Annotated in this window: 18 protein-coding genes; 8 read left to right on the top strand and 10 right to left on the bottom strand. The window is 66.3% G+C overall.

All coding sequences use genetic code 11. From position 1 onward, the window contains the following. Positions 1-158: 158 nt before the first annotated feature. The 3 genes from prsT to HNP55_RS01575 all read right to left on the bottom strand — a co-directional run bounded on the left by prsT (position 159) and on the right by HNP55_RS01575 (position 4,314). The gene (gene prsT / locus HNP55_RS01585; protein ID WP_184295478.1) at positions 159-3,014 is read right to left on the bottom strand and encodes an XrtA/PEP-CTERM system TPR-repeat protein PrsT; all 2,856 of its coding nucleotides are present in this window, start codon (positions 3,012-3,014) and stop codon (positions 159-161) included. Positions 3,015-3,135: 121 nt separating this feature from the next. After that, entirely contained in the window at positions 3,136-3,816 is a 681-nt protein-coding gene (locus tag HNP55_RS01580) for a TIGR02281 family clan AA aspartic protease (protein WP_184295476.1), read from the bottom strand. 3 nt (positions 3,817-3,819) lie between these two features. Further along, positions 3,820-4,314 carry a YajQ family cyclic di-GMP-binding protein gene (locus HNP55_RS01575; protein ID WP_184295474.1) on the bottom strand — a complete coding sequence of 165 codons (495 nt, stop codon included), beginning with the start codon at positions 4,312-4,314 and terminating at the stop codon, positions 3,820-3,822. A gap of 120 nt (positions 4,315-4,434) precedes the next feature. On the opposite strand from HNP55_RS01575, the gene murB reads away from it, so the two are divergent. Beyond that, complete coding sequence (gene murB / locus HNP55_RS01570) at positions 4,435-5,463, top strand: UDP-N-acetylmuramate dehydrogenase (RefSeq protein ID WP_184296643.1); 1,029 nt, start codon at positions 4,435-4,437, stop codon at positions 5,461-5,463. Here the strand turns inward: murB and HNP55_RS01565 are convergent. Genes HNP55_RS01565 through argG form a run of 3 tightly spaced genes read right to left on the bottom strand, consistent with a single transcriptional unit; the run spans position 5,415 to position 9,248 of the window. Then, entirely contained in the window at positions 5,415-7,313 is a 1,899-nt protein-coding gene (locus tag HNP55_RS01565; RefSeq protein WP_184295471.1) for an ATP-binding protein, read from the bottom strand. The genes murB and HNP55_RS01565 overlap by 49 nt on opposite strands. Before the next feature lie 28 nt (positions 7,314-7,341). Next, the gene (locus HNP55_RS01560; RefSeq protein WP_184295468.1) at positions 7,342-7,908 is read right to left on the bottom strand and encodes a molybdopterin-dependent oxidoreductase; all 567 of its coding nucleotides are present in this window, start codon (positions 7,906-7,908) and stop codon (positions 7,342-7,344) included. After that, on the bottom strand, positions 7,908-9,248 hold the full coding sequence (argG, locus tag HNP55_RS01555) for an argininosuccinate synthase (protein ID WP_184295465.1): 1,341 nt from the start codon (positions 9,246-9,248) through the stop codon (positions 7,908-7,910). Before argG ends, HNP55_RS01560 begins: the two co-directional genes overlap by 1 nt. A 229-nt stretch (positions 9,249-9,477) precedes the next feature. On the opposite strand from argG, the gene HNP55_RS01550 reads away from it, so the two are divergent. Then, complete coding sequence (locus HNP55_RS01550; protein WP_184295462.1) at positions 9,478-11,205, top strand: long-chain fatty acid--CoA ligase; 1,728 nt, start codon at positions 9,478-9,480, stop codon at positions 11,203-11,205. On the opposite strand, the gene HNP55_RS01545 is transcribed toward HNP55_RS01550, so the two are convergent. The 3 genes from HNP55_RS01545 to HNP55_RS01535 all read right to left on the bottom strand — a co-directional run bounded on the left by HNP55_RS01545 (position 11,202) and on the right by HNP55_RS01535 (position 14,824). Further along, positions 11,202-12,071, bottom strand: a complete 870-nt coding sequence (locus HNP55_RS01545; RefSeq protein ID WP_184295459.1) for a DUF924 family protein — start codon at positions 12,069-12,071, stop codon at positions 11,202-11,204. The two genes, HNP55_RS01550 and HNP55_RS01545, sit on opposite strands and share 4 nt — an antisense overlap. A 15-nt stretch (positions 12,072-12,086) precedes the next feature. Further along, complete coding sequence (locus HNP55_RS01540; RefSeq protein ID WP_409993726.1) at positions 12,087-14,168, bottom strand: prolyl oligopeptidase family serine peptidase; 2,082 nt, start codon at positions 14,166-14,168, stop codon at positions 12,087-12,089. Positions 14,169-14,263: 95 nt separating this feature from the next. Further along, a complete protein-coding gene (locus tag HNP55_RS01535) occupies positions 14,264-14,824 on the bottom strand; it encodes a YaeQ family protein (RefSeq protein ID WP_184295456.1) in 561 nt (186 codons plus the stop codon). Positions 14,825-14,889: 65 nt separating this feature from the next. On the opposite strand from HNP55_RS01535, the gene HNP55_RS01530 reads away from it, so the two are divergent. From HNP55_RS01530 to HNP55_RS01505, 6 genes are all read left to right on the top strand, one after another. Beyond that, positions 14,890-15,162, top strand: a complete 273-nt coding sequence (locus HNP55_RS01530; RefSeq protein WP_184295453.1) for a hypothetical protein — start codon at positions 14,890-14,892, stop codon at positions 15,160-15,162. Between the two features lie 106 nt (positions 15,163-15,268). Further along, positions 15,269-15,937 (top strand): hypothetical protein, encoded by a 669-nt coding sequence (locus HNP55_RS01525; protein WP_184295450.1) that lies wholly within the window; start codon positions 15,269-15,271, stop codon positions 15,935-15,937. Positions 15,938-16,033: 96 nt separating this feature from the next. Further along, complete coding sequence (locus HNP55_RS01520) at positions 16,034-18,094, top strand: M3 family metallopeptidase (RefSeq protein ID WP_184295447.1); 2,061 nt, start codon at positions 16,034-16,036, stop codon at positions 18,092-18,094. 22 nt (positions 18,095-18,116) lie between these two features. Next, complete coding sequence (locus HNP55_RS01515; protein WP_184295445.1) at positions 18,117-18,884, top strand: SDR family oxidoreductase; 768 nt, start codon at positions 18,117-18,119, stop codon at positions 18,882-18,884. Positions 18,885-18,955: 71 nt separating this feature from the next. Then, entirely contained in the window at positions 18,956-19,228 is a 273-nt protein-coding gene (locus tag HNP55_RS01510) for a hypothetical protein (protein WP_184295442.1), read from the top strand. Positions 19,229-19,469: 241 nt separating this feature from the next. Then, on the top strand, positions 19,470-20,204 hold the full coding sequence (locus tag HNP55_RS01505; RefSeq protein ID WP_184295439.1) for a PEP-CTERM sorting domain-containing protein: 735 nt from the start codon (positions 19,470-19,472) through the stop codon (positions 20,202-20,204). Between the two features lie 79 nt (positions 20,205-20,283). Here HNP55_RS01505 and HNP55_RS01500 read toward each other — a convergent pair whose 3' ends face one another. Next, entirely contained in the window at positions 20,284-21,126 is an 843-nt protein-coding gene (locus HNP55_RS01500) for a sterol desaturase family protein (protein ID WP_184295436.1), read from the bottom strand. Positions 21,127-21,164: the final 38 nt, after the last annotated feature.

The following is a 21,164-nucleotide window of genomic DNA, read 5'->3' as shown; positions in this document are numbered from 1 at the left end:
ATCTTGTCCTGTGTTGCTGACCGTTGAACGACGCTATTTAAGCTGGAATTGAGGTTAACAGTGAGGTTTTTTACAGCAACCCCGCGACCCGGGGGGGCTCAGGCCGGCTTGTTGCTAACATCGCAAGCCTGGGCCGGGATGTCCCCTGGATAGGGGACTCAAACTCCCAGTTCAGATTTGAGTTGGGCCAGTTCGGGGCTGGCTTGGACCCGGTTGCTGGCGTTCAGGGCGGCGTTCAATTCCTCCTTGGCTTCCGCCTTGCGGCCGGACTTGGCCAGGGCATAGGCCAGATGGAAACGGATCTCGCCATTGCCGGGGCTGCGCAGCCGGGCCTCGCGCAGATGGCGCAGGCCAGCGTCCAGATTGCCGGACTTGACCAGGATCCAGCCCAGCAAATCGGTCAGATCGGGGTTGCCGGGGGCCAGTTTGAGCGCCTTCTCGGCCATGGCCGCCGCCGCCGGGTCACCGATGCGCAGCAGCAAGGAGGCATAGCCGCTCAGGATGCTGGGATCTTCGGGTTCCAGGCTCATCAGCTTGGTATAGCTTTTGCGCGCGGCCTCGTTCTTGCCGGCTTGCAACTGCACCTCGGCCAGGGCCTTGAGCAGCAGCCTGTCGTCCGGCTGTTTCCTGGCCCAGTCCTCCAGAAAGGCCAGGGCCTTGTCGGTTTCACCGGCGGCGATCTGGGCACGCACCAGCAGGATGGCGGTGCCGGTATTGGGCGATTTGTCCATGGCCGCGCGGTAATTGCTCTGCGCCAGCGGCAGTTGGCCGCGCAGCATGGCGACATTGGCCACCGTCATCAGCGTGGGCAGGCTGCCGGGGTATTTGCTGCTCAGGGTCTTGAGTGCGGCGTCCAGCTTGGCGTTGTCGCCGCGGCGGGCCTCGACCTCGACCTGCAGGACCAGGGCGGCCTGATCGTCCGGCCGGGCTTGCAAGGCTTTTTGCACGTTGTAGGCGGCGCCATCGGGGTTGCCGGCCTGCAGCTGCATGCGGCCGATCAGGATCTGCTTCTCGGCATCGAACTCGGCCAGCTTGGTCGCGTCCTGGAAGGACAGGCGGGCATTGGTGGCATCCCCCACGGCCAGATAGGCCCGGCCCAGGGCCAGCTGCACCGGCAGCTTGCCCGGGTGTTTGCCGGCCAGCAGCTTGGCGGCCTCCAAAGCCTTGTCGAACTGCTTCTGGCTGGACAGCAGATCGATGATGGACAGGCCCGGTCGCGGGTCGGCGCGCTGCACCTCGTCTGCGCGCTGCCAGTTCAGCATGGCTTCGGCGTTGCGGCCGGCGCGCAGTTCCAGAATGCCCAGCTCGAACAAGACGTCCGGATCGTCCTTGACTCGGCCCAGCATCTGCTTGAGGCGCGCGCGAGCTTCCTCGAAGCGCTTTTCCTCGATGTCCAGCCAGCTCAGATTGATGCCGGCGGGGCGGAAGGCGGGATCCTTGGCCAGCACCTGGGTGAAGGCCTCGCGGGCGCCGGCCTTGTCGCCGGAACGGCCCTTGATATTGCCCAGGAAGTTGAGCATGGTCAGATTATTGGGATCCAGCTTGACGATGGCCTGGGCGGTCTGCAGGGCACGGGCGCTCTGGCCCTGGCGGGCGTAAATCATGGCCAGCTGCACACCGGCCCGGGCATCGCCCGGGTTGGCGGCAAAGGCCTTTTCCAGATTGCCCTGGCCCAGCTTGTCCTGCCCCATGCCTAACTGGCTGAAGCCCAGCTCGCGCAAGGCGTCGCCGGCATTGGCGCCGGCGCGCTGGGCGGCGCGCTCGAACATCTCGGTGGCTTGCTGGTAACGCTTGCGGGCCAGATGGACGGAGCCCAGCAGATACATCACCTGGGTGTCCTCGGGATTGGCGCGCTGCAGGTTCTCCAGCATGGGCTGGGCTTTGCCGTAGTCGCGGGTCTCCAGCAGGATGCTCGCCATCAAGACCTGGGCGGCGTAATGGCGCGGATTCTGGCCGATCAGGGTTTCCAGATAGCCGCGGGCCTTCTCGCGATTGCCCAGGGCGTTATTGGACAGGGCGCCGGCCATCAGCAGGGGCTCGTTGACGATCAGCAGGCCGGGCGGCATCGGGTCAATCATAGTGACCGTCTCGGCATAGGATTTCTTGGCCGCGGCTTCGTCGCCGCGCTTGGCGGCCAGAATCGCCCGCATATAGGAGGCGCGCGGGTCGGCCTGTTTGGCCGCGGCCAGCAGGGCCAGATCGTCCTCGGCGTCTTTTTGCCGGCCCAGGCTCAGCAGCAGGGCCGCGCGGGAGACCCGGGCATCGACCTGCTTGGGATTGATGGCCAGCGCTTTTTCCTGGGCGGCCAGGGCGCCCTTGAGGTCTTGCGTGGCCTGCAAGATGGTGGCCAGGGTGTACCAAGTCAGGCCGTTGTCGGGCGCCAACTCGGTGGCGCGCTGGGCGGTGGCGCGGGCCTTGTCGCGTTCACCGGCGCGCAACAGCATCTGCGCCTCCGCCATCAGCGGTGCGGCGGAGCGCGGGTCGATCGCCTTGGCGTCGGCAAAACTCTTGGCCGCCAAGGTGTTGTTGCCGCTCAGCGCATAGGCCGTGCCACGCAGCGTCAGCACCTCGGCCTGCTGGGCCGGGCCGAGGCCGGTGGTGTTGATCTGGTCCAGCAATTTCTTGCGCTCGCCCAGTTGCAGATAGAGCTGGGCCATGGGGATGGCCAGCTCGCTGCGGCTGACGCCTTGGCGGATCGCCTCCTCGAAAGCCGCCTCGGCACCCTTGAGCTCGCCATTCTTGAACAAGACCTTGCCCAGCAGCAGATGGGCCGCCAGCATCTTGTTGTCTTCCTGGATGGTGTTTTTCAGCTGAATGCTGGCGCCGCTGAGATCGCCTTTTTCAAAGCGCTGCTGGGCGTCTTCGTAAAACTTTGCGGCCTTCTCGGGGCTGGCCTGGGCGAGGCTCGGGCCCAGGCAAAGCAGGGCGGCCAGGGCCAAAGGCCTCAGCGCATGGGCGCGTTTGTGTGCTGGGAACGGGGGACGGGCGAGGGTGGGCGAGGTCGAGGCTGTCATTCCCCCAGTATCGACAAGTCTTTACAACTTGCCATGGGCAAAGTCCCATGCGGGGTGATTTTGTACCTGTACTTGTTGCGAGCTCCCCTCAAGCGAGGGGGCTGCTCGGGCCTGACGGCGCTCAGTAGCGCAGATTCAGCGTCAGCAAATCGTTGTCCCGCTTCATCTGGAAGCGCGACAGAAAGCTATTGCCCAGCAAGACATAGTTCATCTGGCCGGGGGTGACGATGGCCTCGACATTGCGGACCTCGACATCGGCGATGCGCACGCTGTTCAACGACACCAGATGGGCCGGCACCACGCCGTTGGCGGTCTGGGTCAGGACGCGCCGGCCTTCCAGGTATTTGAGGCCGATGCGCTCGGCCTCGGCCTGGCTGATGGCGATGACGGTGGCGCCGGTGTCCACCATGAATTGGGTGCTCTTGCCATTGAGGGAGCCCAGGGTGAGGAAATGCCCGCCCGGGCCGGCGCTGAGCACGATTTGCCGGCCGGCATTGGCGGCCGCCGCGGCATCGCCGACCCGGCCGGGCGAGGCGCCCAGCACCAGGGTCTGGCGGCGCCCGCCGCTTTCGATCACGGCACGTTCTTCGCTGAGCGAGAGCAGGCGCACGCCCTTGACGCTGTCGCCCACGGTCACGGTCTTGGCCTCGCCGTCGATCAGCAGCAGGGCGGCTTTGGCGCCCAAGCTGCCGTTGAAGCTGATCACCGGGCCGCCGCTGGGCGCCTGTTGGGCCCCGGCCTGGCCCAACAGGCCGAGCCAGCCCAGGGTCAGCACAAGTCGCAGACGGGCGGCCGGGCGCATGGCTCAGTCTCTGAAGTTGCCGTAGCTCAGAGGCGTGTCCGCAAAGTCTTTCTTCAAGGCATTGATGGCGACCTGCAGATCGTCGCGGTTCTTGCCGGTGCAGCGCACGGTGTCGCCCTGGATGGAGGCCTGCACCTTGAGCTTGCTGTCCTTGACGGCGGCGACGATCTTCTTGGCCAGGGGCGCCTCGATGCCGTTCTTGATCTTGTAGACCTGGCGCACCTTGTCGCCGCCCATTTTTTCGACCTTGTCCTGCTTGTCCAGGAAGCTGATCACCACGTTTTGCTTGGTCAGCTTGCCGTAGACCACGGCCTCAATCTGCTCCAGCTGGAAGTCGCTGTCGCCGACGGCATGGATTTCTTTCTCTTTCTCCTTCAGCTCCACGCTGGCGCTGGTGCCCTTGAAGTCAAAACGGGTGCCGATCTCCTTGGCGCTGGTGTCGACGCCGTTCTTGATCTTGACCATATCGGGTTCGAGGCTGATGTCGAAGCTAGGCATGTTTATTCGGTGTTGTGTTGAGTGAGGCGGCAGATCCGTCCCTTGATCTGGGAAAATTCTGCCATGGATGAAACAGCGCGTACTCCCGAGAAGACTCCTTTGCAGGCCGCATCGACAGGCCTGAGCATCGAGTCGGATGTCAATCTGAAGCCTTTTAACACCTTCGGCCTGCCGGCAACAGCCCGCCGCCTGGTGCGCATCCGCGAAGTCGCCGATGTGCGCCGGGTGGTGGACCATGCCGAATTCGGGCGCGCGCCCAAATTCGTGCTCGGCGGGGGCAGCAATATCGTGCTGACCCAGGATGTCGAGGCCGTGGTGCTGAAGATGGAAATCCCCGGCATCCGCCTGCTGGAAGAACGCGCCACGGGCTGGATTATCGAGGCAGGCGCGGGGGTGGCCTGGCACGATTTGGTGCGGTGGACGGTGGAACAGGGTTTTGGTGGCCTGGAGAACCTGGCCCTGATCCCCGGCACGGTGGGCGCGGCACCGGTGCAGAACATCGGTGCCTATGGCCTGGAGCTGCAGGACCGGGTGGACAGCGTGGAGGTGGTGGACCTGGTGAGCGGCCGTGCCGTCGTGCTGCCCGCCTCGGTGTGCAAATTCGGCTACCGCGACAGCGTGTTCAAGCACACGGGCTTTGGCGGCCTGGCCGGCAAGAGCGTCATCACCCGGGTGCGCTTTTTGCTGCCCAAAATTTGGCAGCCGGTGCTGGGCTATCTGGAGCTGGAGCGCAAGATGGCGGAGACCGGCATCACGGCGCCGACATCCCGGCAGATTTTTGACTGGGTCTGCGCGATCCGCCGCGCCAAGCTGCCCGACCCGGCCGTGATCGGCAATGCCGGCAGCTTCTTCAAGAATCCGCTGGTGACGCCCGAGCAATGCCGCGACATCATCGGCCGCGACCCCGCCATCGTGCATTACCTGATGGACGACGGCCAGATCAAGCTGGCGGCCGGCTGGATGATCGATGCCTGCGGCTGGAAGGGCAAGGCCGTGGGCGGCGCGGCCGTGTACGAAAAGCAGGCCCTGGTGCTGGTCAACCGCGGCGAGGCGCGCGGCGCCGAGGTCGTGACCCTGGCGCGCGCCATCCAGGAAAGCGTCTACGGCCGCTTCGGCATTCGGCTGGAGCCGGAGCCGGTGTTGCTGTAGTCTTGGGCATCCAGCTCGGCCGCAAAGGCCTGCAGGCGCTGGCCCAGCAGCTCCACGCTGACGGGCTTGGCCAGGAAGTCGTTCATGCCCACCTCGAGCGCGCGCTGGCGCGAGTCCTCGAAGGCGTCGGCCGAGAGGGCGAAGATGGGGGTGGCGGACTTGGGTGCGGGCAGGGCGCGTATGGCCTGGGTGGCCTGGAAGCCGTCCATCACCGGCGTATGCAGGTCCATCAGCACCAGGTCGAAATCCTGGCGCTTGAGTTGTTCCAGGGTCTCGAAGCCGTTCTCGCAGAACAGGGATTGATGGCCCAGCTTGTCCAGCACCGCCTGCAGAAAGATGCGGTTGGTGGCATGGTCCTCGGAGACCAGGATGTGCAGCGGCCGTGCGCCGGTGGCCGCCTTGGTGCTGGCGCCGGCCGGGCTGGTCGTGTTTGCGGGCGGCTGGCGCTCCTCCAGCGGCAGCTCCAGGGTGAAGGTGGAGCCCTGGCCCGGCTCGCTGCAGACGGTGATGTCGCCGCCCATCAGGCGGGCCAGATTGCGGGAGATTTCCAGCCCCAGGCCGGCCCCGCCAAAGCGACGCGAGCTGCTGGCATCGCCCTGGCTGAAGCGCTGGAAGAGCTTGGCCTGGGTGGCGGCGTCCATGCCGGGGCCGGTGTCGCTGAGCTCGCAGCGCAGCAGGGGCCGGCCCTGGCCATCGGCCTGGCGGCTCAGGCGCAGATTGACGTGGCCGCGCTCGGAGAATTTGATCGCGTTGCTGAGCAGATTGAGCAGGATCTGGCGTAGCCGGGTGGGGTCGGCGGCGATCCAGTCGGGCAGGCCGGGCTCGCGCTCCACCCGCAACTCCAGGCCCTTGGCCTGGGCGGGCGGCCGGCTGAGCTCCTGCAGCTCGCTCAGCAAGCGGCTCAGCTGCACCGGCTCCAACTGCACGGTGATGGCGCCGGCCTCCATCTTGGAGACATCCAGGATGTCGTTGAGCACGGTCAGCAGGTGGCGGCCGGAGTCTTCGGCGCTGCGCAACTGGTCGCGCTGGCCGGGGCTGAGGGGCGTGTCCTTGAGCAGGCCCAGCATGCCCAGCAGGCCGTGCATGGGCGTGCGCAGCTCGTGGCTCATATTGGCCAGGAACACACTCTTGGCGCGACTGCCGGCCTCGGCCTGGTGGCGGGCCTCGCGCAGCACCTCGGCCTGTTCCTCCTGGGCCAGGCCGTAGCGGGTCAGGCGGCTGAGCTGGCGCATCACCACCAGGCCCAGGCCCAGGGTCAGGGTGCATTGCAGCAGGGTCAGGGCGATGCTGAAGCGGGCCTGGCGGCGCACCAGCTCGTTGCGCGCCATGGTCTGCGCGGTCACGTGGTGCGAGACCGTCACCGACAGGCTGCGTATGGCCTCGGCCATATCGTCCATCTGCTCGACGGCGGCGCGCAGCTGGGCGGGCTGCGTGCGCACCGTCTGGGCCGTCAGGGGCAGGGCGTCGGCCCATTGCACGAACTGCTTGCTGCGGGTCAGGGTGCTGAGGTAGTCGGGGTTGGCCTGCAGGACCGCGGCGGCATGCTCGCTCTCGATCAGATTGATGCGGCTGACAAAGATCTCGAAGCGCTGTGCCACCTGCTCGGCATCCGTCTTGCTTTGCGGGTCCAGGGCTTGTTGCAGGGCCAGGCGCAGCTTCAGATACTCGGCCTCCAGCTGGAACAGGCTCCAGGCCAGATAGTCCTCCTCGTAGCGGTTGGTGGCGTTGAGCAGCTCGGTCTGGCGATGCTGCAGCAGGGCCACGCCAGCAAAGCTGGTGATCAGGGCCAGGGTGATGGCGCTGAGCGGCAGCGACCAGCTGCGGCGCCGGAGAAAGGAGCTGGAAACCATGATCGGAGGACGCGCAGAAACGGCGGTGCTACTTGACCGTCAGGGCTTTGAGCTGCCAGATGGAGCGGCTGTAGTACAGCGCGGAGCGAAAGCTGGGGTCGGCATCAAAAGGGTAGAGGACGAAGAGCGGGCCCTTGTCGCGCACCGGCATGGGCTGGTCATCCATCAGGCGGGCCAGCAGCACCGGGTGCCGGACGATGTCCTGCATGGGGATGTCGACCTTGTAGTCATTCAGCGCCAGGGCCTCCACCGTCTCGCCCTGGGCGCCCACGGCGGCCAGCACATCGCGCAGCAGAGGGCCGGTGAATTTACGTGGCTTGGGGTACCAGGGGGTCTGGGTGGTGAAGCTGTGCTGGGGCAGGGCGGCGAGCTGCTCCAGGCTCAGCAGGGCGGGGGCGCCCGGCTGGCCGTTTTTCAACAGGCGGCCGGCGATGCTCAGGACCACGGGGCGCGTGGCCACGGCCTGGGCCGGGCTGGCGCCCGCGGCGCCCGGTACCGCGCCGGGCTGGGCCTGCACCCGCGGAGCCAGCAGGGCCGCCCCGACGAGCAGACCCGACCAAGCCAGCGCGCGCAGGCCTGCGAGGGGCCGTGGCATCAGTTGCCGCCGTCGCGCTTGAGCTGGGGCAGGCTGCTGGCCGAGCCGGCCGACAGCAGACCGACCTGGGAATAGGTCGTCAGCTTCTCGCGGGTGTCCTTGATGTCCAGATTGCGCATGGTCAGCTGGCCGATGCGGTCTTGCGGCGAGAAGGGCGCGTCCTCCACCTTTTCCATCGACAGGCGCTCGGGGCTATAGGTCAGATTGGGCGAGCGCGTGTCCAGCAGCGAGTAGTCATTGCCGCGGCGCAGCTCCAGCGTGACCTCGCCGGTGACGGCGCGCGCCACCCAGCGCTGGGCGGCCTCGCGCAGCATGATGGCTTGCGGGTCGAACCAGCGGCCCTGGTAGAGCAGGCGGCCCAGCTTGCGGCCGCTTTCGCGGTATTGCTCGATGGTGTCCTCGTTGTGGATGCCGGTCACCAGGCGTTCGTAGGCGATGAAGAGCAGGGCCAGGCCGGGGGCCTCGTAGATGCCGCGGCTCTTGGCCTCGATGATGCGGTTCTCGATCTGGTCGCTCATGCCCAGGCCGTGGCGGCCGCCGATGCGGTTGGCCTCCAGCAGCAGGGCCACCGGGTCGCTGTACTCGACGCCGTTGAGGGCGACGGGCTGGCCTTCCTCGAAGCGCACGGTGACTTCCTCATGCTTGACCACCACGTCCTCGCGCCAGAAGGCCACGCCCATGATGGGCTGGACGATCTTCATGCCCGAGGCCAGGCTTTCCAGGTCTTTCGCCTCGTGGGTGGCGCCGAGCAGATTGGAGTCGGTGGAATAAGCCTTCTCGGCCGACATCTTGTAGCCGAAGCCGGCCTTGCTCATGAAGGCCGACATCTCGGCGCGGCCGCCCAGCTCGTCGATGAATTGCTGGTCCAGCCAGGGCTTGTAGATCTTCAGCGCCGGGTTGGTCAGCAGGCCGTAGCGGTAGAAGCGCTCGATGTCATTGCCTTTGAAGGTCGAGCCGTCGCCCCAGATATGGACCTCGTCTTCCTTCATCGCGGCCACCAGCATGGTGCCGGTGACGGCGCGGCCGATGGGCGTGGTGTTGAAGTAGGTCACACCGGCGGTGCTGATGTGGAAGGCGCCGCTTTGCAAGGCGGCAATGCCTTCGTTCACCAACTGGGCGCGGCAGTCCACCAGCACGGCCTTCTCGGCGCCGTACTGCATGGCTTTGCGGGGGATCTCCTCATAGTCCGGCTCATCGGGCTGGCCCAGATTGGCGGTGTAGGCGTAGGGGATGGCGCCCTTGTTGCGCATCCAGTGCAGGGCCGCGCTGGTGTCGAGGCCGCCGGAGAAAGCGATACCGACCTTCTGGCCGGCGGGGATGTGCTGAAGAATGGTGGACATGGGCTGGGTCAGTCTGAAAGAAACGTAAATGCGGGATAGCTCTGGCCGCATTTTCAGGCAAATTTGCCTTCTCTCTGCCGGGGGGCGCAAGCAAAGGTCGAGACTTGCGGTTTTGAATGAATTTTCCGCTCCTGCTTTGTCGCTTCAGCGACAGGACTGGCTTGTGCAGGCCGACCAGAATGCCTGACAGCGAGTTCAGTCCCCACTTCAAGACCCGGAGATCGTGTTGATGGATGCAAGCCCCAGGCCCGACGTCGCGCTTTCACCCCAGGCCCTGGCCCGGCGCAGCCATTGGCCGCGCCGCCTGCCGCGTCGGCTGGAGATTCCGCGCACCTCGCTCTGGTTCAATCTGGAGGTGGCGGCCGCGCGCTATCCCGACAAGGCGGCGACGATTTTCTGCGGCCAGGCCCTCAGTTATGCCGAACTGAAGGTGCAGGCCGAGCGCCTGGCCGCCTGGCTGCAGGCCCAGGGCGTGGGCGCCGGGGACCGGGTGGCCTTGTTCATGCAGAACTGCCCGCAATACCTGGTGGGCTTTTACGCGATCAGCCGCGCCAATGCGGTGGCGGTGCCGGTCAATCCCATGAACCGGGTCGAGGAGTTCGGCCACTACATCACGGACCCCGGCACCCAGGTCGTGCTGTGCAGCGCCGAGTTGGCCGCCACCGTGGTCGCCGCCAACGAGGCGCTGCCGCCCGCGCAGCGTCTCAAGGCCGTCTTGGTCACGCGTTATGCGGAGAGCCTGCCCGCCGCGGGCATAGACCCGGACCTGGGCGTGGCCGAGCCCTTGGCCCAGCTGCTGCAGGCCGACCCCGTCTTGCCCGCGGCCGGCTATCTGAGCCGCTGGACCCAGGCCTTGCGCAATGAGCTGCCTCTGGGCCCGCACACGGCCGGCCCGGACGATCTGGCCCTGCTGCCCTACACATCCGGCACCACCGGCCTGCCCAAGGGCTGCATGCACAGCAACGCTACGCTGATGGCCAATGCCTGCGGCGGCGGCCTGTGGGGTCATGCCTCGCCCGAGGCCATAGGCCTGGGCGTCGTGCCCATGTTCCACATCACCGGCCTGTTGTACGGCGTGCTGGCGCCGGTCTATCAGGGCATGACTCTGGTCATCATGCCGCGCTGGGAGCGCGAACTGGCCGGCCGCCTGATCTCACGCTACCGGGTGACGCACTGGACCTGTGTGCCGACGATGATCATCGACCTGTTCGGCAGCCCTAACTACAAGTCTTTTGACCTGTCCAGCCTGGTCTATCTGAGCGGCGGCGGGGCGGCCATGCCGCAGGCCGTGGCCGAGCGTCTGCTGCAGGAGTTCGGCCTCAGCTTTGCCGAGGGCTATGGCCTGACCGAGACCGCCGCGCCCTCGCATGCCAATCCGCCCGAGCGGGCCAAGCTGCAATGCCTGGGTATGCCGATCTTCGGCGTCGACTCCAGGGTCATCGATCCCCAGACCCTGGAGGAAATGCCCATCGGCGAGGTGGGCGAAATCGTCACCCACGGGCCCATGGTTTTCAAGGGTTATTGGCGCCAGCCGGCGGCCACCGAGGCGGCCTTTGTGCCGATCGAGGGCAAGGCATTTTTCCGCACCGGCGATCTGGGGCGCATGGACGAGGAGGGCTACTTCTTCATCACCGACCGGCTCAAACGCATGATCAATGCCAGCGGCTACAAGGTCTGGCCCTCGGAGGTGGAGATGCTGCTTTACAAACACCCGGCGGTGCAGGAGGCCTGCGTCATCGCGGCCAAGGACGCCTACCGCGGCGAGACGGTCAAGGCCATCGTCGTGCTGCGGGCCGAGGCCAAGGGGCAGACGACGGAGCAGGACCTCATCGACTGGGCGCGCGAGCATATGGCTCTGTACAAGGCGCCCAAGCTGGTGGCCTTTGTCGACAGCCTGCCCAAGTCCGGCTCGGGCAAGGTGATGTGGCGCCTGTTGCAGGAAAAAGAGGCAGGCTAGAAGCTCGAATTCGGCTCGGCGAGAAAGCTTGTTTCCTCGGCCGTGGAGGGCCGCCCGAGGATGGTATTGCGATGCGGGAAGCGGCCGAAGCGGGCGATCACCGCCTGGTGCCGGCGGGCATAGTCCAGCGCACCCGCCAGCCTGGGGTCAAGCCCTGCCAGGGCCTCGAATGCCTGCACGCAGCGTGCTTGCAGATCGGCGTCTTCGGCATGCTCCAGAGGCATCAGCACAAACCACTGCTGCAGCGGGCTCAGGCGGGCCAAGTCCTGGGGCCTGGCCAGCAAGTCCAGGGCTTCGCTCAGGGCCTGCGGGTCGCCTGCAAAGCTTTGGGCCTGGCCGCGGAAGTGGTTGCGGGTGAACTGATCCAGCAGCAGGATGCGGGCCAGGCGGCCCAGCGGGCTGAGGCGCCAGTCCTGCAAGCCGCCTGCCAGGGTGGTATTGATCAGGGCGCCAAAGCGCTCGCCGATCTCGGCATCGGTGGCCGCGCTCTTGGTGAACCAGAGGCTGCGGATCTGCCCCTCCTCGGCACTGCCCAGGGGGCCGAACCAGTAGTTGAGCACCTGCTGGGCCGCTCGCGGCAGGCTCAGGCGCTGCCAGCGCGGCTGGCGCTGCAGATAGGCGGCCACATAGCTGCAGCTGGCTCGCAGCTGCAGGCCGTCCTGGCCCGCCAGCCATTGCAGGCCGTGCTCCACCAGCTTGGCGGCCAGGCCACGGCCTTGCAGGGCCGGGTCCACGCCGGTGTGGTGGAAGTCGATCACATCACCGCGCAGCAGATAGTCCAGCTCAATCGGGTGGCCATCCACCCGCGCATGGAAGCGGCCCTGCCCTTGGGGTGTGCTGCTGTGTTTGATCTGCGGCTCGGTCATCAGGAGTCTCCTAACTCAGCGTTTCAGCTGCTGCCACAGATAGGCGTATTCCATCGCTTGCAAGGTGGCGCGCTGCTCGTTGTCGGCGGCGCCGCCGTGGCCGCCCTCGATGTTTTCGTAGTAGAGCAGATCATGGCCTTGCGACTGCATCAGGGCCGCCATCTTGCGGGCATGGCCGGGGTGGACGCGGTCGTCGCGGGTCGAGGTGGTGAACAGCACCTTGGGGTATTTCACGCCTTTTTTGACGTTTTGGTAGGGGCTGTATTTGCGGATGAAGTCCCATTCCTCGGCCTTGTCCGGGTCGCCGTACTCGGCCATCCAGGAGGCGCCGGCCAAGAGCTTGTGATAGCGGCTCATGTCCAGCAAGGGCACTTGGCAGACCACGGCGTTGAAGAGATCGGGGCGCTGCACAAAGGTGGCCCCGACCAGCAGGCCGCCATTGCTGCCGCCCATGATGCCCAGATGCTTGGGCGAGCTGATCTTGCGTTTGACCAGGTCCTCGGCCACGGCGATGAAGTCGTCGTAGCTGCGCTGCTTGTTCTCTTTCACCGCGGCCTGGTGCCAGCCGGGGCCGAACTCGCCGCCGCCACGGATATTGGCCAGCACGAAGACGCCGCCGCGACCGTACCAGGCGCGGCCGTAGCCGCCCGAATACCAGGGCCGCATCGAGGCCTCGAAACCGCCGTAGCCGTAGAGCAGGGTGGGGTTCTTGCCGTCCAGCTTGACGCCGGGCGGAGAGACCACGAAATAGGGCACGCGGGTGCCGTCCTTGCTGGTGGCAAAGAACTGCTCGGCCTTCATGCCGCCGGCATTGAACTTGGGCTCGCGCGCCTTCAGCGCCTGGCGATCGTCGCTGCCGGCTTGGGCCAGGTAGAGGGTGTCGGGGGTCAGGAAGTCAGCGTAGTTGACGAGGTAGCGCTCGGCCAGCTCGTCCTTGGCCAGCTCGCTGTCGTAGAGGCTGGCCACGCTCAGCGTGCCGGGGAAGGGGGCCTGGATCTTGCGATGCGTGGGCTTGGGCTTGCTGAAATCCCATTCCTCCAGCCGGCTGGCGACCTGGTCGCTGATGTTCAGGATCAGATGCTGGCGCGTCACCGTGTAGCCGGCCAGGGAGCGGGTGGCGCTGGGGCTGAACAGAATGTCGAATTTGCGTTCGCCCTTCAGAAAGGCGGCGGCGTCGGTGAGCAGCAGGGCGCCGGCCGGATAGGTCTGGCCGCCGGTCTGCCAGTCCTTGCGCGGCTGCAGCAGCAGGCGCGGGCCCCAGAAATTGGTTTGCACATCGCTGGGCAGGTCCAACTGAACAAGCTTGCCGCTCTGCAGCAGGAAAGAGGTCTGGTTGTAGAAGTCCAGGGCGCGGCTGAACAAGGTGTGCTCAAAGCCGGGCGTGCGGTCCACGTAGACGCTGGCCGCGACGTCCTGGGCCTCGCCCTCGAACACGGTTTGGGCGGCACTCAGCGGTGTGCCGCGCTGCCAGCGCTTGATGACGCGCGGGTAGCCCGAATCGGTCAACGAGCCGGGGCCGAAATCGGTGCCCACGTAGACGGTGTTTTCATCCGCCCACACCACCTCAGACTTGGCCTCGGGCAGGCTGAAGCCGTCCTGCACAAACTGCTTGGTCTGGGTATCGAACTCGCGCAGCACCGTCGCGTCGGCACCGCCGCGCGAGAGCGAGAGCAGGCAGCGGCGGTAGTCCGGGGCCAGGCATTGGGCGCCGCCGAAGACCCAGTTTTCCTTCTCGGCCGCACCCAGGGCGTCCAGGTCCAGCACCGTCTCCCACTGGGGTTCGGTTTTTTGGTACTCGGCCAGGCTGGTACGGCGCCACAGGCCGCGCTTGTGCTGCTCGTCCTGCCAGAGGTTGTAGAGCCAGGGGCCCATGCGGCGCAGCTGGGGAATGCGGTCCTTGGCGTTCAGGATCTCGACCAGCTCCTTGCGCAAGCCTTTGTATTCGGGGCGCGCTTGCAGCAGCTGGGTGCTCTTGGCATTGCGTTCTCTCACCCAGGCCAGGGCGCGCTCGCCCTGCACCTCTTCCAGCCAGCGGAAGCCGTCTTCCGCGGGGCTGCTGCTGGCGCTGCTGGTGTTGGCGATTTGGGCCTGGGCCATGGCGGTCTCCGTGGGCAGCATTTGCAGGCTCAGGGCGGCCAGGGCGGCCAGGCTCAGCGGGCCAAATCCAAATGCTTGGGGGCGAGAAATTGTGCTCATTCCTGGGGGCGCTTGAGCGCGATCGGGTTGATTTCCAGCGAGTCCTCGGCGGTCGAGACATAGATGCCGCCATCCTGCACGGTCACCTGCAACTGCATGCTGCGCTGGGCCAGTTTCGCCAGCGATTGTGATTGCTCGGCCGGGATCTGCCAGACGGACAAACGCGGAGCCCGTGTCAGCTTGGATTCGATATTCGCCCACCAGATCGGCGTGCTGTAGGCATAGCCGTAGACGCTGACCCGCTCGGCCCGGCCATGGGCCTTGAGCAGGCGGCGCTCATCGGGCTGGCCCAGGTCTATCCAGTGCAGGATGTCGCCGGTCAGGTCGCGCTGCCAGAGCTCGGGCTCGTCGGCATCGGCCAGGCCCTTGCTCAGCTCCAGGCGGCCGCGCAAATCGTCGGCCGGCACATTGAGGGCGAAGGCCAGGATGCGGATCATCATGCGCTCATCGGTCTCGGAGGGCTGGCGGGCGATGGTCAGATTGTGTTCGCCGTAGACATTGCGGTCCATGTCGGCGATCTGGATTTGGGCTTTGTGTATGGTGGCTTTGATGGCCATGGGGGCGGGGCTCGGTGGGAGGGTGGCGGATTATCGCCTTGCGACTTGACCGACAATCCGGCCCCATGAGCATGAAGAAAACCGATCTCGACCGCCTCGCCGGCCTCAAACTCGATACGCAGATGCGTGGCGCCCCCATCCCCGGCCGCTTCGGCCAGGGCGCGGCCCAGCTGCCCGACCGCAAGGAACAGCGCCGCCTGGACAGCGCCGCCGGCCTGGTGCCTTTCGCCTGCAAGCTGCCGGCCGAGCTGGCGCAAAGCCTGCGCGAACAGGCCACGGGCCATGCGGGCGGCATCAACGGCCTGGTGGCCGAGCTGCTGCGCAAGAGTCTGTCTTGAGGCCCGCGCCCATCAGGCCGGCCGACGCATGGCATGATGGGCGCCTCTATTTCTGTCAGCGCTTGACGGGCCCCAGGGTCCGGGCGCATTCAGCCGAGTCTTTGCCATGAAACGAATCCTCCTCTCCCTCGCCCTGGCCGCTGCCTTGCCCGTGCTCGCCCAGTCCGGCAGCACGGTCAACCCCAATGCCAAGGTGGACCCCAAGAATAACAAGGTCGGCAAGCCCGTTGTCGAGAAGCCCAAGGTCAAGCTGATGACGCGCGATGAGCTGCGCAGCTGCATGGACCTGAACGACGCCAATGGCAAGGAAGCCCAGGCCATCAAGGATGAACAGGCACGCTACAAGCAGGAAAGCACCGATCTGCGCAACGAGAAAGATGCGCTGCAAAAGGAAGAAGAGGCCTACACGGCCCAGGTCGCCGAGCTGAAGAAAGAGCGCGAAGCCATTCTGAAAATGAATGAGGACATCAAGGCCGCCGCGCCCAAGATGAGCAAGGAAGAGCTGGAAGCCAAGCGCAAGGAATACGAGGCGCGCGCCGCCAAGTTCGACGCCAGTGCCGGCCCGGCGATCGAGGGCGGCAAGGCCCTGGAAGCCAAGCGCAAGGTCTTCAGCGACAAGGTCGACAAGTTCAACGCCAGCTTCAAGACGCTGGAAGACCGCACCGAAGCCCATCTGGACAAGGCAGATGCCTGGAAGGCCGAGTGCAGCAACAAGTCCTATGACGAGGCCGACGAGGCCGCCATCAAGAAGGAGCGCGCGGCCGCCGCCAAGTAAGGCCGCTTCGCCAGACGCCCGGAGGCGCCACGCTGTGAAAGCTTGGCGCTTTTTTTGTTTTTTGCTCCCTCCTCCCGCATTGAAAGCCGCCATCCCATGAGCCCGCTGACCTCTCCCAACCCCTTGCTGCAGGACTGGACCGGCCCTTACGGCCTGCCGCCTTTTGCCCAGATTGAAGCCGCCCATTTCCTGCCCGCCTTCGAGCAGGCGCTGGCCCAGCACCGCGCCGAGCTGGATGCCATCGCGGCCCAGCCTGAGCCGCCCAGCTTCGCCAACACCCTGGCCGTTTTCGACCGTAGCGGCCGCCTGCTCACAAGGCTGGAGTCCTTGTTCTACAGCCTGGCTGCCTCCGCTACCTCGCCCGAGCTGCAAGCCGCCCAGCGCGCCCTGGCCGGCCCCCTGGCCGCGCACAATAGCTGGACCTATATGCATGCCGGCCTGTTCAAGCGGGTCGACGTCTTGCACCGTGAACGCCATGCCCTGGGCCTGGATGCCCAGGCCCTGCGCCTGCTGGAGCGGGTACACCTGGACTTTGTGCGTGCCGGCGCCAAGCTGGCATTCGCCGAGCAAAAGCGTTATGCCCAGGTGATGGAGCGCCTGGCCGAACTCAATACCCAGTTTGGCCAGAACGTGTTGGCCGATGAGACCGGCTACCAGCTTTTGCTGCAAGACGCGGCCGACAGCGCCGGCCTGCCCGACTTTCTGCTGGCCGCTGCCGCCCAGGCGGCCAGCGATCGCGGCCTGCCCGCGGGCAGCCGGGTCATCACCTTGTCGCGCTCCCTGATCGTGCCTTTTCTGACCTTTAGCGAGCGCCGCGATCTGCGCGAGCAGGCCTGGCGCGCCTGGGTGGGCCGGGGCGAGAACGCGGGCGCCAGCGACAACCGCGCGCTGGCCCAGGAGATTCTGACGCTGCGCAATGAGCAGGCCCGCCTGCACGGCCATGCCTGCTATGCCGACTACGCCCTGGCCGACACCATGGCCGGCAGCCGCGCGGCCGTCAACGGCCTGCTGGCGCAGGTCTGGGAACCCGCCAAGGCAGCAGCCGCCGCCGAGCAGGCCGCGCTGGAGGCCCAGATGCAAAGCCTGGGCCATGCCCTGCCGCTGCAGGCCTGGGACTGGCGCTTCTACGCGGAGAAGGTCCGCAAGGCCCAGTACGATCTGGACGAGGCCGAGGTCAAGCCCTACTTCCCGCTGGACGCCATGGTGCAGGCCTTGTTCGACTGCGCCGGGCGCCTGTTCGGCCTGCGCTTCGAGGCCAAGCCCGAGGTGGCGGCCTACCACCCCGATGTCCAGGTCTACGAGGTGCAGGACGCCGACGGCCGCCTGCGCGGCATCTTCCTGCACGACAACTTCGCCCGCAGCATCAAGCGCAGCGGCGCCTGGATGAATGCCTTGCGCTTGCAGGCCCGCAACGGCATGGACTGTCTGCCCATCATCCTGAACAACAATAACTTCGCCAAGGGTGCGGCCGGCCAGCTCACGCTCCTGAGTTTTGACGACACCCGCACCCTGTTCCACGAATTCGGCCATGGCCTGCATGGCCTCTTGTCTGACGTCGAATTCGAGCGGCTCTCCGGCACGCAGGTCTTGCGCGATTTTGTCGAGCTGCCCTCGCAGCTGTTCGAGCACTGGATGGCCGATCCGGCCGTGCTGAAGAAGCATGCCCGCCACTACCAGAGCGGCGAGGCCATCCCCGACGCCTTGCTGGCCAAGCTCAAGGCCGCGGCCCTGTTCAACCAGGGTTATGAGACGGTGCGCTACACCGCCAGCGCCCTGGTGGACCTGGCCGCGCATTCGCTGACCGAGGCCGAGGGCCCGGCGGTGGTTGATTTCGAGGCTCGCACCATGGCAGCCTATGGTCTGCCGCCCGCCGTGGGCATGAACCATCGCATGACGCATTTCCAGCACTTGTTCTCGGGCAGCTCTTACGCCGCCGGCTACTACGTTTATCTGTGGGCCGAGGTGCTGGAGGCCGATGGCTTCGAGGCCTTTGTCGAAGCGGGTGATATCTTCGACCCGGTCGTGGCCCAGCGCCTGCGCGACAGCATTTATTCGACTGGCAATAGTCGTGAGCCGGGCGAGGCCTTCCGGGCCTTTCGGGGCCGCGATGCGGTGGTGGGGCCCATGCTGAAGAGCCGGGGCTTGTTGCCGGTTTGATGGTTTGAAAAGGAGGTCCGCCATGCAGGCAGCGACAAGCAAATTCGCCCTGGTTACCGGCGCCGGCTCCGGCATAGGCCGGGCCACGGCGCTGGGGCTGGCGGGCGCGGGTTATCGGGTCGCGCTGGCGGGGCGGCGTGCCGAGGCCTTGCAGGCGACGGCCGAGCTGATCGAGCGCGAGCAGGGCCCGGGCCGGAGCTTGGTCCAGGCCTGCGACGTCGGCCAGGCCGCCGAGGTGGCGCGGCTGTTCGAGCGCATCGCCCACGAGTTCGGCCGACTGGACCTGCTCTTCAACAACGCCGGCCTGGCAGCCGCAGCCGTTCCCATCGATGAACTGAGCTTTGAGCAATGGCGCTCGGTCATAGACGTCAATCTGAGCGGCAGCTTTCTGTGCGCCCAGGCCGCCTTCAAGCTGATGAAGGCGCAGACGCCGCGTGGCGGCCGCATCATCAACAACGGCTCCATCTCCGCCCATGCGCCGCGCCCCAATTCAGCGCCCTACACGGCCAGCAAGCATGCGATCACGGGCCTGACCAAGAGCTTGTCGCTGGACGGGCGTGCCTTCGACATCGCCTGCGGCCAACTGGATCTGGGCAATGCCTTGACCGAGATGGCCCAGCCCATGGCCCGCGGCGTGCGCCAGGCCCATGGTGAGATCGCCGTGGAGGCCACCATGGACGTGGCCCATGCGGTCAGCGCCGTGCTTTATATGGCCAGCCTGCCGCTGAGCGCCAATGTGCAAAGCATGACGGTGATGGCCACCACCATGCCTTTTGTGGGGCGGGGTTGAAATCCGGGATCCCGGCCCCAATCTGCGGCGATCCGGGTTCGCGCGGGCCTTGATTTGAGAAGGGATTGTTGATGATTTCTGCTGTTGTTTCCCTGTTGTCCCGCCTGGTGCTGACCGTGGCCTCGGTGCTGCTGGTGCTGGCGCTCTTGGTCTTGGCCTTGTTCACCATGCTGGGCCTGCTGCTGTGGAGCCTGGCGCGCGGGCGCAGGCCTGTTGTCGATCTGTCGGGCTTCAGGCGTGCGCAGCAGTTCCGTGCCGGCCGGGCCCGGGCCACCCCCGCCCGTCCGCCCGCCACCGATGTGGTGGACGTCGAGGCGCGTGAGCTGCCCGAGGGCAGGCACTGAGGCTGCTGAGCTACGAAATACTGCCGCTTTTCCCCCTTGTTCCAGGGGTGCTGCGGTGTTCCAAGCCTGTTCTGCCAACTACTACCAGGGCTCTCGCAGACCGTTCCGTAGACTGAACGCAACCGAACAGCAAAACCCGGGGCCCTGGCGGCCCAAGCCATGAACAAGGGGGCGCTGTGGAGGCTTTGCCAGGGAGTCGTGTTCGTGTTGGAAACGGATGGTTGCGATGGAATCAAAGGTCTTGAAAGGTTTGCGTCCCAGTCTGCTGGCCTTGGCAGCAAGTGTTCTGTGTTCGGTGTCGGCCGCTGCTGCGACCAATCTGGTCAGCAACGGTGATTTCGAAGCCGGCTTGGCCGGCCGTGCCCAGCCGGTTGCTTGGAATGTGACCCCGCTGTCGCTGGGCAGCATGTCAGGTGGCGTCGGCTCCTCGCCCGGCGCAGCGGCCAGCAATGCGGTATTGCAACTGGGCGGTGGCTGGACCGTGGCGACCGATCCCGGCCCCAGCCCGGCGGGGGGCAAGTTCTACTGGCTGGATTCGGACCCCAAGTTCAGCGGCACTCTCTGGCAGAACCTGAGCGGCTTGCAGGTGGGCAAATCCTACGAACTCAGCTTCTACCAGGCCGCCGGCATCAGCCAGGACTATTACCAGTACATCAACCAGCCTTTTGACCAGAACTGGACGGTCAGCTTCGGCTCGGCCTCCAGGGCCTCGGATGTCATGACGGTGGGCACGAATTACACCGGCCGCAATCCGCCGACCACGGCCTGGCAAAAGCAGACCATGGTGTTCACCGCCTCGGCCACCAGCCAGGTGCTGGGTTTTCTGGCCAATGGCCCGGCCGGCCTGCCGCCCATCGCCATGCTGGATGGCGTGTCGGTCCATGCGGTGACGGCCGTGCCCGAACCCGCTTCGCTGGTCTTGCTGGGCTTGGGGCTGGGGGTGCTGATGGTGGCGCGGCGCCGCGCCAAGCCCTGAAGCTGAACCCGGCGGAACAGGACCGCGCTACAGCAAAGGCTCCTCGGAGCCTTTTTTATTGCTGCTTGACAGGCCTGCCTCAGGGCGGCGGCTCGCGGGCGGGGGCTGCTGCCTTGTTCAGCCCCAGCGGTTGCAGCCATTGGCCCAGCAGCGTCGGGGGCACCGGGGTGTCGCTGCCGTAGTAACGGGGCAGATGAGCGGGCAGGTGGTAGCTGCCGAACAGCCGGTCCATCCAGGGCAGCAAGGCAGCGTAATTCTTGTTGAGCGTGGCCGGGCCGTCGTTGGCATGGTGCCAGTGGTGGAAGGCGGGCGTGGCCAGTAGATGCTCCAGCGGCCCGAAGCGCCAGCGCACATTGGCGTGGACGAAAAACCCCCAGACCACGCCCAGCAGCAGCACGGCGATGGAGACGGCGTCGCCGCCTGCCGCCAGCGGGTGGGCCAGGCCGCTGATGTAAAGCGGCACATAGCCGCACAGGCGCTGGAACACCATGTCGAAGGGGTGGGCGCGGGTGTTGACCAGCCAGTCCATCTGCTCGGCGCTGTGGTGGATGGCATGGAAGGGCCAGAGCCAGGGCAGGGTGTGCATCAGCCGGTGGCCCCAGTAGAAGCCGAGCTCACCCACCACCAAGGCGGCGGCAATCCGCAAGCCCACCGGCAATTGCGCCACCCAGGCATGCAGGCCGGTCGGCACCAGGCCGTGCAGGGCCAGGGCGACCAGGCCCAGCAAGGGGGCCAGCACCAGGGCGGGCAAGAGGCCGTTGGCGAAGTAGTGGCCCAGGTCGGTGAGCCAGCCCTGGCGCCGCAGCGGCTGGGTGCTGGCGGCCCAAAACCGTTCCAGGGGGATGAAGACCAGGGCCAGCAGCAAGAGCCAGAGGCTCAGGCGCAGCAGGTCGGTGGCCAGGGATTGCAGGGTGGCGGTCATGGGCGGGGCCGGGTGGCGAAGCTGGCTTGCAGTATCGG

The sequence above is a fragment of the Roseateles oligotrophus genome, assembly GCF_014204525.1.
Classification (GTDB): Bacteria; Pseudomonadota; Gammaproteobacteria; order Burkholderiales; family Burkholderiaceae_C; genus Paucibacter_A; species Paucibacter_A oligotrophus_A.
The sequence above is the reverse complement of the archived record's forward strand: the minus strand, read 5'-3'. Positions and strand labels throughout refer to the sequence as shown.

Coding starts and splice junctions, on each gene's coding strand:
- HNP55_RS01530 (WP_184295453.1), top strand. CDS start 14,890: ATGAGCATGAAGAAAACCGATCTCGACCGCCTCGCCGGCCTCAAACTC.
- argG (WP_184295465.1), bottom strand. CDS start 9,248: ATGTCCACCATTCTTCAGCACATCCCCGCCGGCCAGAAGGTCGGTATC.
- HNP55_RS01550 (WP_184295462.1), top strand. CDS start 9,478: ATGGATGCAAGCCCCAGGCCCGACGTCGCGCTTTCACCCCAGGCCCTG.
- HNP55_RS01575 (WP_184295474.1), bottom strand. CDS start 4,314: ATGCCTAGCTTCGACATCAGCCTCGAACCCGATATGGTCAAGATCAAG.
- HNP55_RS01525 (WP_184295450.1), top strand. CDS start 15,269: ATGAAACGAATCCTCCTCTCCCTCGCCCTGGCCGCTGCCTTGCCCGTG.
- prsT (WP_184295478.1), bottom strand. CDS start 3,014: ATGACAGCCTCGACCTCGCCCACCCTCGCCCGTCCCCCGTTCCCAGCA.
- HNP55_RS01560 (WP_184295468.1), bottom strand. CDS start 7,908: ATGCCACGGCCCCTCGCAGGCCTGCGCGCGCTGGCTTGGTCGGGTCTG.
- HNP55_RS01535 (WP_184295456.1), bottom strand. CDS start 14,824: ATGGCCATCAAAGCCACCATACACAAAGCCCAAATCCAGATCGCCGAC.
- HNP55_RS01565 (WP_184295471.1), bottom strand. CDS start 7,313: ATGGTTTCCAGCTCCTTTCTCCGGCGCCGCAGCTGGTCGCTGCCGCTC.
- HNP55_RS01510 (WP_184295442.1), top strand. CDS start 18,956: ATGATTTCTGCTGTTGTTTCCCTGTTGTCCCGCCTGGTGCTGACCGTG.
- HNP55_RS01545 (WP_184295459.1), bottom strand. CDS start 12,071: ATGACCGAGCCGCAGATCAAACACAGCAGCACACCCCAAGGGCAGGGC.
- HNP55_RS01540 (WP_409993726.1), bottom strand. CDS start 14,168: ATGGCCCAGGCCCAAATCGCCAACACCAGCAGCGCCAGCAGCAGCCCC.
- HNP55_RS01520 (WP_184295447.1), top strand. CDS start 16,034: ATGAGCCCGCTGACCTCTCCCAACCCCTTGCTGCAGGACTGGACCGGC.
- HNP55_RS01500 (WP_184295436.1), bottom strand. CDS start 21,126: ATGACCGCCACCCTGCAATCCCTGGCCACCGACCTGCTGCGCCTGAGC.
- HNP55_RS01580 (WP_184295476.1), bottom strand. CDS start 3,816: ATGCGCCCGGCCGCCCGTCTGCGACTTGTGCTGACCCTGGGCTGGCTC.
- HNP55_RS01515 (WP_184295445.1), top strand. CDS start 18,117: ATGCAGGCAGCGACAAGCAAATTCGCCCTGGTTACCGGCGCCGGCTCC.